Below are 13171 nucleotides of genomic sequence, written 5' to 3'. Positions count from 1 at the left end.
AAACAAAAACGCCGTCTCCGGAAGGAGACGGCGTCTTGTTTTGATCGTGACACGTAAAGAGGAAATTCCATTGTCCTTGGCAGGCCTGGCAGCGACCTACTCTCCCAGGGCTTAAGCCATAGTACCATTGGCGCTGAGGAGTTTAACGGCCGAGTTCGGGATGGGATCGGGTTCATGCTCCTCGCTAGAACCACCAGGCCGGCGAAGGACAAAGGAAAACGAAGCAAGCGATCTCGGTAGCCAGTTTTGGCTACCTTTGCGTCTAGTCTCGATGACTAGCGCTGCTCATTTCATGGACACTGAAAATGAGAGCAATCAAGCCGATCGAACGATTAGTACCGGTAAGCTGCATGCATTACTGCACTTCCACATCCGGCCTATCAACGTGGTCGTCTTCCACGGTTCTCAAGGGAATGCTCGTTTTGAGGTGGGTTTCCCGCTTAGATGCTTTCAGCGGTTATCCCGTCCGTACATAGCTATGCTGCACTGCCGCTGGCGCGACAACAGCTCCACCAGAGGTACGTTCACCCCGGTCCTCTCGTACTAGGGGCAAATCCTCTCAACATTCCAACACCCACGGCAGATAGGGACCGAACTGTCTCACGACGTTCTGAACCCAGCTCACGTACCACTTTAATCGGCGAACAGCCGAACCCTTGGGACCTTCTCCAGCCCCAGGATGTGATGAGCCGACATCGAGGTGCCAAACGACGCCGTCGATATGGACTCTTGGGCGTCATCAGCCTGTTATCCCCGGCGTACCTTTTATCCGTTGAGCGATGGCCCACCCACGCGGGACCACCGGATCACTATGACCGACTTTCGTCTCTGCTCGACTCGTAAGTCTCGCAGTCAGGCAGGCTTATGCCATTATACTCGACGAACGATTTCCGACCGTTCTGAGCCTACCTTCGCACGCCTCCGTTACTCTTTGGGAGGCGACCGCCCCAGTCAAACTGCCCACCATGCACTGTCCCGATCCCCGCTGAGGGGATGCGGTTAGATATCCATAACCATTAGGGTGGTATTTCACATTGCGGCTCCACCCCGGCTGGCGCCGAGGCTTCAAAGCCTACCACCTATTCTACACAAACAGTCACGAATACCAGTGCAAAGCTACAGTAAAGGTGCACGGGGTCTTTCCGTCTGACCGCAGGAACCCCGCATCTTCACGGGGAATTCAATTTCACTGAGCTGACGTTGGAGACAGCGGGGAAGTCATTACGCCATTCGTGCAGGTCGGAACTTACCCGACAAGGAATTTCGCTACCTTAGGACCGTTATAGTTACGGCCGCCGTTTACCGGGGCTTCGATTCAAGGCTTGCACCTCTCCTCTTAACCTTCCGGCACCGGGCAGGCGTCAGACCCTATACGTCATCTTGCGATTTCGCAGAGCCCTGTGTTTTTGTTAAACAGTTGCCACCCCCTGGTCTGTGCCCCCACTGCCCGCTTGCGCGAACAATGGGCCTCCTTATCCCGAAGTTACGGAGGTAAATTGCCGAGTTCCTTCAACGTCATTCTCTCAAGCGCCTTGGTATACTCTACCAGTCCACCTGTGTCGGTTTCGGGTACGGTCTAATGTGGAGGCTATTTCCTGGAACCCCTTCGAGGCCCGACCAATCCAGTAAGGTCGGACAACACACGGGATTCGTCACCATCCACTGGCTGCAGAATATTCACTGCATTCCCATCGACTACGCCTTTCGGCCTCGCCTTAGGGACCGGCTAACCCTGCGAAGATTAACTTTACGCAGGAACCCTTGGACTTTCGGCGACACTGTCTTTCACAGTGTTTGTCGTTACTCATGCCAGCATTCGCACTTCTGATACCTCCAGGCGCTCTCACGAGTCGCCCTTCGCAGGCTTACAGAACGCTCCGCTACCGCGTGCTTGCGCACACCCTAAGCTTCGGCTCGTGGCTTGAGCCCCGTTACATCTTCGGCGCAGAAACCCTTATTTAGACCAGTGAGCTGTTACGCTTTCTTTAAAGGATGGCTGCTTCTAAGCCAACCTCCTGGTTGTTTTGGGATTTCCACATCCTTTCCCACTTAGCCACGAATTAGGGGCCTTAGCTGTAGGTCCGGGTTGTTTCCCTCTCCACGACGGACGTTAGCACCCGCCGTGTGACTCCCGGATAGTACTCTCAGGTATTCGGAGTTTGGTTGGGTTTGGTAAGACGGTAAGTCCCCCTAGCCCATCCAGTGCTCTACCCCCTGAGGTATTCATCCGAGGCGATACCTAAATATCTTTCGCGGAGAACCAGCTATTTCCCAGTTTGATTGGCCTTTCACCCCTAACCACAAGTCATCGGAGCCTTTTTCAACAGGCACCCGTTCGGTCCTCCAGTGAGTGTTACCTCACCTTCAACCTGCTCATGGCTAGATCACTAGGTTTCGGGTCTAATACAACGAACTTGGCGCCCTGTTCAGACTCGCTTTCGCTACGCCTTCGCCTATCGGCTTAAGCTTGCTCGTTAAATTAAGTCGCTGGCCCATAATACAAAAGGTACGACGTCACCCAGAACGCATCTTGGGCTCCGTCTGTTTGTAGGTGTCCGGTTTCAGGTCTATTTCACTCCCCTCGTCGGGGTGCTTTTCACCTTTCCCTCACGGTACTGGTTCACTATCGGTCGCTGAGGAGTACTTAGGCTTGGAGGGTGGTCCCCCCATGTTCAGACAGGATTGCACGTGTCCCGCCTTACTCAAGGATACATCATCGCATTACCCGTACGGGGCTATCACCCTCTAAGGCCCTGCTTTCCTGACAGGTTCCGGTTGTCTTTGATGTATCACTGGCCTGGTCCGCGTTCGCTCGCCACTACTAACGGAGTCTCGATTGATGTCCTTTCCTCCAGGTACTTAGATGTTTCAGTTCCCTGGGTTCGCTTGAAACCTCCTATTTTATTCAGAAGTCTCATACCTTCTCTTGATAACCGGAAATCCAAAACCTCGCGGTTTGATTTCTCGCATTTCTGGTCGAACCCCAAAACACAAGGTGTTTAAACCTCAAGATCTTGGAGTTCCGGCTATCGAAGGTGGGTTTCCCCATTCGGAAATCCGTGGATCAAAGCTTCTTCGCAGCTCCCCACGGCTTATCGCAGCGTAGCACGTCCTTCATCGCCTCTCAGCGCCAAGGCATCCACCGAACACCCTTAAGGCACTTGATTGCTCTCATTATCAATGTCCACACACTCGGCAGAATGTATGCCGCCCAATCGCATTGAGACCGAAATCTCAAAGCGCGCACCCTCGATGAATGCTGCTTGCGCGGCCGGACATTGATTAGAAAGACCAGCTTGCTTCGTAAGATCGAACCAATAGCGAGGCGGTCAAGCTTCGCTAACAGGATCATTTTACAACCCGCTCATCTTGCGATGAACGAGCGCCGAAAATGATCTGGAGATAGTGAATGAGCACCCGCGAATTGCTCCGCAGATCCCAAACTTGGATCGATCTCCTCTTTACGATGTCAGATAACACGCACACCGCGTCCATCCGGACTGCGTGTGCGAATTGATGTTTCGCGGACGACGGTTGAGGCACCGGCGATCAAACCATCTGGTGGAGCCAGACGGGATCGAACCGACGACCTCATGCTTGCAAAGCACGCGCTCTCCCAGCTGAGCTATGGCCCCGTAACCAGAAGACGAATGCCCGCTCGATGAAAGTGGTGGGCCTGGGAAGACTTGAACTTCCGACCTCACGCTTATCAAGCGCGCGCTCTAACCAACTGAGCTACAAGCCCCTAACGCTCATCCTACAAAGGATTAGGAACCCGCTCGCGCGCAACCGGCTTTCGCCGATGCATCGCACAGCGCTCTAGCCCCTGGCGCGTGTTCGTCCGCGAAGAAAGAGAAACGAAGACGGCGAAATCCCGCCAATGGAGCTCAAGCGATCTGGCGATCGATTGGCCCCGAGATGTTTCTAAAACGATCCGATAGTGAGCGTGAGCTCTCTGAAGGACCATCCTTAGAAAGGAGGTGATCCAGCCGCAGGTTCCCCTACGGCTACCTTGTTACGACTTCACCCCAGTCGCTGACCCTACCGTGGCCGGCTGCCCCCTTTCGGTTAGCGCACCGTCTTCAGGTAAAACCAACTCCCATGGTGTGACGGGCGGTGTGTACAAGGCCCGGGAACGTATTCACCGTGGCGTGCTGATCCACGATTACTAGCGATTCCAACTTCATGGGCTCGAGTTGCAGAGCCCAATCCGAACTGAGACGGCTTTTTGAGATTTGCTAGGACTTGCGTCTTCGCTTCCCATTGTCACCGCCATTGTAGCACGTGTGTAGCCCAGCCCGTAAGGGCCATGAGGACTTGACGTCATCCCCACCTTCCTCGCGGCTTATCACCGGCAGTCTCCTTAGAGTGCTCAACTAAATGGTAGCAACTAAGGACGGGGGTTGCGCTCGTTGCGGGACTTAACCCAACATCTCACGACACGAGCTGACGACAGCCATGCAGCACCTGTCTCCGGTCCAGCCGAACTGAAGAACTCCGTCTCTGGAGTCCGCGACCGGGATGTCAAGGGCTGGTAAGGTTCTGCGCGTTGCGTCGAATTAAACCACATGCTCCACCGCTTGTGCGGGCCCCCGTCAATTCCTTTGAGTTTTAATCTTGCGACCGTACTCCCCAGGCGGAATGCTTAAAGCGTTAGCTGCGCCACTAGTGAGTAAACCCACTAACGGCTGGCATTCATCGTTTACGGCGTGGACTACCAGGGTATCTAATCCTGTTTGCTCCCCACGCTTTCGTGCCTCAGCGTCAGTATCGGGCCAGTGAGCCGCCTTCGCCACTGGTGTTCTTGCGAATATCTACGAATTTCACCTCTACACTCGCAGTTCCACTCACCTCTCCCGAACTCAAGATCTTCAGTATCAAAGGCAGTTCTGGAGTTGAGCTCCAGGATTTCACCCCTGACTTAAAGACCCGCCTACGCACCCTTTACGCCCAGTGATTCCGAGCAACGCTAGCCCCCTTCGTATTACCGCGGCTGCTGGCACGAAGTTAGCCGGGGCTTATTCTTGCGGTACCGTCATTATCTTCCCGCACAAAAGAGCTTTACAACCCTAGGGCCTTCATCACTCACGCGGCATGGCTGGATCAGGCTTGCGCCCATTGTCCAATATTCCCCACTGCTGCCTCCCGTAGGAGTTTGGGCCGTGTCTCAGTCCCAATGTGGCTGATCATCCTCTCAGACCAGCTACTGATCGTCGCCTTGGTGAGCCATTACCTCACCAACTAGCTAATCAGACGCGGGCCGATCTTTCGGCGATAAATCTTTCCCCGTAAGGGCTTATCCGGTATTAGCACAAGTTTCCCTGTGTTGTTCCGAACCAAAAGGTACGTTCCCACGCGTTACTCACCCGTCTGCCGCTGACGTATTGCTACGCCCGCTCGACTTGCATGTGTTAAGCCTGCCGCCAGCGTTCGCTCTGAGCCAGGATCAAACTCTCAAGTTGGACTTGAAACTTTGAACCGGCTGATCACAACGTTTGACGAGGTCCACACCAAAATCGCGCAGCGATTCACATCGCTGGCGACCCGACCTCAATCAAGAGGCCATGGTGTAACCTTATTCAAAACGTGTACCGCCGAAGTCTTTCGTCCGGTCCCGATCGGGAAAACCAAGGTTTTCAAAATCGAGACCCGCAAGGACTCCGCCGTCCACGTTTCTCTTTCTTCATCTTCACTTGTCAAACAGCCCGAGATCCGAAGACCTCACACCCTTAGGAGGGTTCCGACCCTCTTCACCCGACGGCGAATCCCCAACCGATTTACGTCGGCTGTTGAGTCACTCATCAAGGTGAGGAGCATCAAGGGCGCGAAAGCTTGCCTTGGCCACCGGGCCAATGCAGCGCCGCGCTCAGTGGCCGCCTTATAGGCCGGCCCAATCCGGCTTGTCAACGACCATTGTCAACAAATCGTCGCATCAGGTGCAGATTCTTCCGATGCGCAGAATTGCTCGATTTTTCGGGACTTTACGCCGTACTTGAGCCACAATCCTGCGACGTTCTGACGATTAGTTATGCAAAATGAATCGCCGGATGCCAGTGGGGGCTGCCGGTGGTTTCTCTACCAAGGGACTGACGATTTCGATGAATCCGTCGCCAGTTCCACGCGGCCGAGCAACATCGAGAGATTTACACATCGTTGGCATTCGAGATTGTGGTTGGCCATCGGCCTTCGATAATTCACGAATGTTGCTGTATGTGACGCGCCGTACTGCCGGATTGCCCCGCTAGGGCGAATGCGGGCGCAAGGGAGTGCGGAAGTCTCGTCGTATGCTGATGGAACTTGGGGGGACACGGGTTTGAGCCAACGGGCGTCACGCGGGAGCGGCTTTGGACGCGAGACCGGGATGATCGATCTCGGTCACGAGCCGCCGCTGTCGGTTGACGGCTCGGAGGCTGCGGTGATCGACCGCCGCCGTGTTTCCGTACAGTGGTTCAGCGGCACGATCCTCACCGGGCTGTGCGGCGCGGCCTTGATCGGCGGCGCCGTTTTTGCGTCCCTCGACGGCGAGATGACCTTTGCCAAGCTCCCCGAGCGGGTCGAGGGCGCGCTGCGCGGTGCCATCAGCGCCAATGACCGTGCCGCCACCCTGCACAAGAGCGACCGCCTGCCGCCGCCGTCGGAATCAAGCGCCTCGCGCAACGTGGTGCGGGTATCGACGGTGACCCGCGTCGGCAACCGCGACGTGATGCGGGTGCGGCCGTATGTTCGCATCTCCGGCAACCTGTCGATGACGACAAGCGATCTTTCGGCCAAGATCCCGCCGTTCAACGCCCAGCGCATGCTGACCGACGTCGGCACCAATCAGACCGCGGCGGCGGACGATCCGAACAACCCCGAGGCTGTCGAGCCCGACGCCGAGGTCTCATTCGTCACCAAGGATCTGGGGCAGGTGCTACCGAAGGCGAAGATCGCCGCGGTGGTGGCGCTCGACGAGATCCTGATGCGGGTGCGTGACGCGGCCAACTGGCGCGGCAATAACGGCGGCGTCCGCTATACGCTGGCCAATGCCACCGCCGATGTCGGCGGCGCGCAGCCCGACCTCAAGCTCGCCTATGCCACAGAGGGCAACGTTTCCGATCCCTATGCCGGCTTTGAAACCCGCGTGGTGCCGGAAAACGTCACGCTGCTGCCGAAGACCAAGGAGCAGGTCACCGGCGGCAACCCGACCGGGGAGCGGGTGCATATCGTCAAGAAGGGCGACACCGTCACTTCGGTGCTGCGCGACATGGGCGCGACAGCCGACGAGGCCAAGGCGATCGCGGCCATGCTCGGCGCCCGCGGCCGCGATGGCGGCCTGAAGGAAGGCCAGAAGCTGCGCATCCTGATGGCGCCGGCAAATCCGGCCCCGGGAGCGCGGCTGCAGCCCTATCGCGTGATCGTCGCCAACGACACCCAGGTCGAAGCGGTCGCAGCACTCTCGGACATCGGCAAATATGTCGCCGTCGACGTGCAGAGCTTGAACACCGTGTCCGACACCGCCGACAACAGCGACGATGACGAGGAGGATGATGGCAGCGGCGTACGGCTCTATCAGAGCATCTACGAGACCGCGCTGCGCAACAAGGTGCCGCAGAACGTCATCGAGGACATGGTCCGCATCTATTCCTATGACGTCGACTTCCAGCGCAAGGTGCAGCCCGGCGATAGCTTCGACGTCTTCTACGCCGGCGAGGACGAAGGCGTAACGAGCAGCGAAAAGACCGAGGTGCTGTACGCCGCGCTCACGGTCGGCGGCGAGACCAAGAAATACTACCGGTTCCAGACGCCGGACGATTCGGTGGTCGACTACTACGATGAGACCGGCAAGAGCGCGAAGAAGTTCCTGGTGCGCAAGCCCGTCAACAACGCGATCATGCGCTCCGGCTTCGGCGGCCGCCGCCATCCGATCCTCGGCTACGTCAAGATGCACACCGGCGTCGACTGGGCGGCCCCCTACGGCACCCCGATCTTCGCGTCGGGCAACGGCGTGGTCGAAAAGGTCGGCTGGGAGGGCGGCTACGGCAAGTATGTCCGCGTCAAGCACAACAATGGCTATGAGACCGCCTACGGCCACATGTCCGCGTTCGCCAAGGGCATGGAAGCCGGCAAGCGCGTCCGCCAGGGCCAGGTAATCGGCTTTATCGGGTCGACCGGCATGTCGACCGGCGCCCACGTCCATTACGAGATCCTGGTCAACGGCCGTTTCGTCGACCCGATGCGCGTGAAGCTGCCGCGCGGGCGCTCGCTCGAGGGCTCGATGCTGGCAGGTTTCGAGAAGGAGCGCGACCGGATCGATGCCCAGATGAGCAGCCGCGGCAGCTCCCGCATCGTCTCCGACGCCACCGGCTCGACCGGTTCGCGCCCCGTCAGCAACCGCTGATCTCCCCGTCAAATCAAGGAAATTTGCCACGGCGGCCGTGGAACCAGGAGGGCATCAGCTCGGTTTCAGGGATGCACGAAACCTCCAACGGAGGGTGTCATGGAGAATTGGACGAACGCGAAATTGTGCGACGTCGCAAACCTGATCCTCGGCGCGATCCTGTTGCTGTCGCCCTGGCTGTTCGGCTTCACCGCCGGAACCGTCTCCACCAACGCCTACATCACCGGCATCGTCATCGCGGTCCTTGCAATCGCGGCGCTGGCGGCGTTCGCGGTGTGGGAGGAGTGGCTGAACCTGATCGTCGGATTGTGGGCCCTGGTGTCGCCCTGGGTATTGGGCTTCCACGGCACCACCGCGATGACGGTCCATGTGGTGATCGGCGCGGCGGTGGCGATCCTGGCTGCAATCGAGCTCTGGATGATGTCGCAGCACCCGCCACGGCTGACCACGGGCCGCTGATCGAGGGCTGTCTTACTCTGGTCCCTGCCCGCCATGACGGCGGGTGGAGGCCTTGTTTCGCGTAGAGGGTACCGGACATGAGGCACATCACACGCGATGACGTCGTCAAGGCGGTCGGCCAGATCGACGATGTCACCATCGCCAAGATCATCGCGACGGGCGCCACCGTCGACGAGCTGGCGGAGGCGCAGGCTTGGCTCGCCAATGACGAGCCGCTGATGAACGCCGGCAAACCGCTTGCGACCGGCCGCGCCCGCGAGCTCGTGGACATCCTTTCCGAACTCGAGCCGAGCGACGAGGACGATGTCGGCCCGGCAGTGACGCAGGAATAGCCTCCCCCAAACTCGAAGCCCTCTCCGCCGGGCCGCGGAGAGGGCTTCGATCGTTTCATGACTTAGTTCAGCTTGCGCTTCGCTACCGGCGCGTCGAACTGGGCGACCTCTGCGGTCTGCTGCGCCTTGCCGTTGAAGGTCAGCACGTTGCCCTCGGCCGAGATCTTGACCTGGTCGCCGTCCTTGACGTCGCCAGCCAGGATCATCTCGGCCAGCGGATCCTGCAGGTTGCGCTGGATCACCCGCTTCAGCGGGCGGGCGCCGTAGGCCGGATCCCAGCCCTTGGCAGCCAGCCAGTCGCGCGCCGCCGCGTCCAGCGTCAGCGTGATCTTGCGATCCTCCAGGAGCTTCTGCAGCCGCGCGAACTGGATCTCGACGATCCGGCCCATCTCGCTCTTCTGCAGCCGATGGAACAGGATGATCTCGTCGACACGGTTGAGGAATTCGGGGCGGAAATGCGCCCGCACCGTCGCCATCACCTGCTCGCGCACCGCGCCCGTATCCTCGCCTTCCGGCTGGTTCGCCAGGAACTCCGAACCGAGGTTCGAGGTCATGATGATCAGCGTGTTGCGGAAATCGACCGTGCGGCCCTGACCATCGGTCAGACGCCCGTCGTCGAGCACCTGCAGCAGCACGTTGAACACATCCGGATGCGCCTTCTCGATCTCGTCGAACAGCACCACCTGGTAGGGCCGCCGTCGCACCGCTTCGGTCAGCGCGCCGCCCTCGTCATAGCCGACATAGCCCGGAGGCGCACCGATCAGGCGCGAGACCGAGTGCTTCTCCATGTATTCGGACATGTCGAGGCGGACCATCGCGGTCTCGTCGTTGAAGAGGTACTCAGCCAGCGCCTTGGTCAGCTCGGTCTTGCCGACGCCAGTGGGCCCTAGGAACATGAACGAGCCCATCGGCCGGTTCGGGTCCTGCAGGCCGGCGCGCGAGCGGCGCACGGCGGTCGCGACCGCACGCACCGCCTCGGCCTGGCCGACGACGCGCTTGCCGAGCGCATCCTCCATCTTCAGGAGCTTCTCTTTCTCGCCTTCCAGCATCCGGTCGACGGGAACGCCGGTCCAGCGCGAGACCACCTGCGCGATGTGGTTGGCGGTGACCGCCTCCTCCATCGTCGCGCCCTGGTTCTCGCTGGCCTCGATATCGGCGAGCTGCTTCTCCAGCGCCGGGATCTTGCCATAGGCAAGCTCGCCTGCACGCTGGAATTCACCGCGGCGCTGGGCGTTAGCCAATTCGACGCGCAGCGCGTCGAGTTCGGCCTTCAGCTTCTGGGCATTGGAGAGCTTGTTCTTCTCCGCGCTCCAGCGCGCCGTCAGCGCCTTCGATTTCTCCTCGAGATCGGCGAGCTCCTTCTCCAGCGCCTGCAGCCGGCTCTTCGAGCCGAGATCGGTTTCCTTCTTCAGCGCTTCCTGCTCGATCTTGAGGCGGATGATCTCGCGGTCCAGCGTATCCAGCTCTTCCGGCTTGGAATCGACCTGCATCTTCAGCCGCGCCGCCGCCTCGTCCATCAGGTCGATGGCCTTGTCGGGCAGGAAGCGGTCGGTGATGTAGCGATTGGACAGGGTTGCGGCCGCCACCAGCGCGGAATCGGCGATCCGCACGCCGTGGTGCTGCTCGTACTTGTCCTTCAACCCGCGCAGGATCGAGATGGTGTCCTCGACCGTCGGCTCGCTGACGAAGATCGGCTGGAAGCGGCGGGCGAGCGCGGCGTCCTTCTCGACATGCTTCTGGTACTCATCGAGCGTGGTCGCGCCGATGCAGTGCAGCTCGCCGCGGGCCAGCGCCGGCTTCAACAGGTTGGACGCGTCCATCGCGCCGTCTGCCTTGCCGGCGCCGATCAGCGTGTGCATCTCGTCGATGAACAGGATGAAGGTTCCCTCGGCCGAGGTGACCTCCTGCAGCACGGCCTTCAGCCGCTCCTCGAACTCGCCGCGGTACTTTGCACCCGCGATCAGCGCGCCGAGGTCGAGCGACAAGAGCCGCTTGTCCTTCAGGCTCTCCGGCACGTCGCCATTGACGATGCGCAGCGCCAGGCCCTCGACGATGGCGGTCTTGCCGACGCCGGGCTCGCCGATCAGGACGGGGTTGTTCTTGGTGCGGCGGGACAGCACCTGGATGGTGCGACGGATCTCCTCGTCGCGGCCGATCACCGGATCGAGCTTGCCGTCGCGCGCGGCCTGGGTCAGGTCGCGGGCATATTTCTTCAGCGCGTCATAAGCGTTCTCGGCGGTGGCGCTATCGGCCGTACGGCCCTTGCGCAGCGACTCGATCGCCGCATTCAGGTTCTGCGGGGTGACGCCGCCCTTGCTCAGGATCGAGCCGGCCTCGCTGTTCTTCTCGAGCGCAAGCCCGAGCAGGAGACGCTCGACGGTGACGAAGCTGTCGCCGGCCTTCTCCGCCGCCTTTTCGGCCGCATCGAATGCCCGCGCCAGTTCGGGTGAAAGGTAGACCTGCCCCGCGCCGCTGCCCGACACTTTCGGCAGCTTGTTAAGCGCATCCTCGGTTGCCTTGAGGATGGCGCGGGAATTGCCGCCGGCGCGATCGATCAGACCGCCGGCAAGGCCTTCGCTGTCGTCCAGCAGCACTTTCAAAAGATGCAGCGGCGAGAATTGCTGGTGCCCCTCGCGCACCGCAAGCGACTGCGCCGACTGGATGAAGCCGCGCGCGCGCTCGGTGTATTTCTCAATATTCATCGTTTGCTTTCCCTCGGCCTGCCTTCCCAGCCCCGTAGGCACCGTGATGGCATCTTCATTGGGTTTCCGCCCGGCGGTGTTGACGTCGGTCAACCCGCCGGTGGTCGTCGCCCTCATTTCAGGCTTGACGCGAATGTGGGCATTTGGCTTCCGAAACGGAAGAGCTTTCTGCAATGATTTCGTAAGGTTGTATGGCCCGATCGATGAAAATCTCCTAAAAGGCCTGATGTCCTCCGCTTCATCTCCAGAGATCGCCGGCATCTACCGTTATCCCGTCAAAGGCCTGACGCCCGAGGCGCTGCCGCGGGCCGAGCTCAAGGCTGGCCAGACGCTCTCGTCCGATCGCCGCTACGCCATCGAGAACGGACCGAGCGGCTTCGATCCCGAGCAGCCCAAATGGCTGCCGAAGCCGCATTTCCTGATGCTGCAGCGGGACGAGTGGCTGGTGCCGCTCCGTGCCGAATTCGACGACGGCAGCCACGTCCTGACCCTGCGCCGGAACGGCGAGATGGTGGCTCAGGGCGACCTCGAAACGGCCGCCGGGCGTGCCGCGATCGAGCAGTATTTTGCACTCCGCCATGCCGGCCAGATCAAGGGACCGCCAAAGGTCCTGACCAGTCCCGGCCACAGCTTCTCCGACGTCGCCCGCAAGGTGGTCTCGATCATCAACCTCAACAGCCTGCGCGCGATCGAGGAGATGGTCGGGCAATCCGTGCATCCGCTGCGCTTCCGCGCCAACCTCTATGTCGAGGGCTGGCCGGCCTGGCACGAATTCGAGCTGCTCGACCAGACGATCGCGATCGGCAGCGCACGGGCCAAGGTGGTCAAGCGCATCACCCGCTGCGCCGCGGTCAATGTCGATCCCGACACCGGCGTGCGCGACCTCACCATCCCGCACACCCTGATGCAGCGCCTCGGCCACAACGAATGCGGCGTCTATGCCGAGGTGGTCGCGGATGGCGCGGTGGCGGTCGGGGACGCGATCGCAGCGGAGCAGCCGGAGCTGTTGTAGGCGCGGCGTGCGCTCCCTCCACGCTGTCGTCCCGGGCTTGACCCGGGACCCATAACCACAGGCCTTTGTTGTGTGCTCCGCTGCAACCGCTTGCTCGCGCCACCACACGCTCCTGTGGTTATGGGTCCCTGCGTTCGCAGGGACGACGGGGAAAGAGCGGATTCAAATTTCAAACAGCGGAGGGGATGTGAGCCCGCGTTCTCGCGGCGCGTTGCGTCCGAGGTTTGCGTATCTCTTCACCCTCTCAAATCGCAGAGGGCGCAGGGAAAGCCGGGTGCTGGTTGCACCC

5 protein-coding genes, 2 tRNA genes and 3 rRNA genes are annotated in these 13171 nt (G+C 60.2%); 4 read left to right on the top strand and 6 right to left on the bottom strand.

The window, feature by feature from the left end; all coding sequences use genetic code 11:
- Positions 1 to 83 precede the first annotated feature (83 nt).
- The 5 genes from rrf to YY7_RS0147330 all read right to left on the bottom strand — a co-directional run bounded on the left by rrf (position 84) and on the right by YY7_RS0147330 (position 5462).
- Positions 84 to 198, bottom strand: a 5S ribosomal RNA gene (gene rrf, locus YY7_RS0147350).
- A 113-nt stretch (positions 199 to 311) separates the two neighbouring features.
- Positions 312 to 3167, bottom strand: a 23S ribosomal RNA gene (locus tag YY7_RS0147345).
- A gap of 392 nt (positions 3168 to 3559) precedes the next feature.
- Positions 3560 to 3635: transfer RNA gene (locus YY7_RS0147340), tRNA-Ala, on the bottom strand.
- 33 nt (positions 3636 to 3668) lie between these two features.
- Positions 3669 to 3745 (bottom strand) — tRNA-Ile (locus tag YY7_RS0147335).
- Between the two features lie 228 nt (positions 3746 to 3973).
- A 16S ribosomal RNA gene (locus tag YY7_RS0147330) occupies positions 3974 to 5462 on the bottom strand.
- Together the 16S, 23S and 5S rRNA genes with 2 tRNA genes alongside form the textbook arrangement of a ribosomal RNA operon.
- Positions 5463 to 6361: 899 nt before the next feature.
- On the opposite strand from YY7_RS0147330, the gene YY7_RS0147325 reads away from it, so the two are divergent.
- The 3 genes from YY7_RS0147325 to YY7_RS0147315 all read left to right on the top strand — a co-directional run bounded on the left by YY7_RS0147325 (position 6362) and on the right by YY7_RS0147315 (position 9168).
- Positions 6362 to 8377: a M23 family metallopeptidase gene (locus tag YY7_RS0147325; RefSeq protein ID WP_051397338.1), complete on the top strand. Its 2016-nt coding sequence runs from the start codon at positions 6362 to 6364 to the stop codon at positions 8375 to 8377.
- A 99-nt stretch (positions 8378 to 8476) separates the two neighbouring features.
- The gene (locus tag YY7_RS0147320; RefSeq protein WP_028169119.1) at positions 8477 to 8836 is read left to right on the top strand and encodes an SPW repeat protein; all 360 of its coding nucleotides are present in this window, start codon (positions 8477 to 8479) and stop codon (positions 8834 to 8836) included.
- A gap of 77 nt (positions 8837 to 8913) precedes the next feature.
- Positions 8914 to 9168 carry a hypothetical protein gene (locus YY7_RS0147315; protein ID WP_028169118.1) on the top strand — a complete coding sequence of 85 codons (255 nt, stop codon included), beginning with the start codon at positions 8914 to 8916 and terminating at the stop codon, positions 9166 to 9168.
- Positions 9169 to 9230: 62 nt separating this feature from the next.
- Here the strand turns inward: YY7_RS0147315 and clpB are convergent, their stop codons facing one another.
- Entirely contained in the window at positions 9231 to 11870 is a 2640-nt protein-coding gene (clpB, locus tag YY7_RS0147310; RefSeq protein ID WP_028169117.1) for an ATP-dependent chaperone ClpB, read from the bottom strand.
- A gap of 226 nt (positions 11871 to 12096) precedes the next feature.
- Between clpB and YY7_RS0147305 the strand changes: the two genes are divergently transcribed.
- Positions 12097 to 12882, top strand: coding sequence for an MOSC domain-containing protein (locus YY7_RS0147305; protein WP_028169116.1), 786 nt, complete (start codon positions 12097 to 12099; stop codon positions 12880 to 12882).
- Positions 12883 to 13171 lie beyond the last annotated feature (289 nt).

Origin of the sequence: Bradyrhizobium elkanii WSM2783 (assembly GCF_000472865.1) — a bacterium.
Taxonomy (GTDB): domain Bacteria; phylum Pseudomonadota; class Alphaproteobacteria; order Rhizobiales; family Xanthobacteraceae; genus Bradyrhizobium; species Bradyrhizobium elkanii_A.
Note: the sequence above shows the minus strand (reverse complement) of the source record. Positions and strands in the feature narration are given on the sequence as shown.

Bases quoted from the DNA above. Each gene is read 5' to 3' on its own strand.
- YY7_RS0147325 (WP_051397338.1), top strand. From the start codon at position 6,362: ATGATCGATCTCGGTCACGAGCCGCCGCTGTCGGTTGACGGCTCGGAG.
- YY7_RS0147320 (WP_028169119.1), top strand. From the start codon at position 8,477: ATGGAGAATTGGACGAACGCGAAATTGTGCGACGTCGCAAACCTGATC.
- YY7_RS0147315 (WP_028169118.1), top strand. From the start codon at position 8,914: ATGAGGCACATCACACGCGATGACGTCGTCAAGGCGGTCGGCCAGATC.
- clpB (WP_028169117.1), bottom strand. From the start codon at position 11,870: ATGAATATTGAGAAATACACCGAGCGCGCGCGCGGCTTCATCCAGTCG.
- YY7_RS0147305 (WP_028169116.1), top strand. From the start codon at position 12,097: ATGTCCTCCGCTTCATCTCCAGAGATCGCCGGCATCTACCGTTATCCC.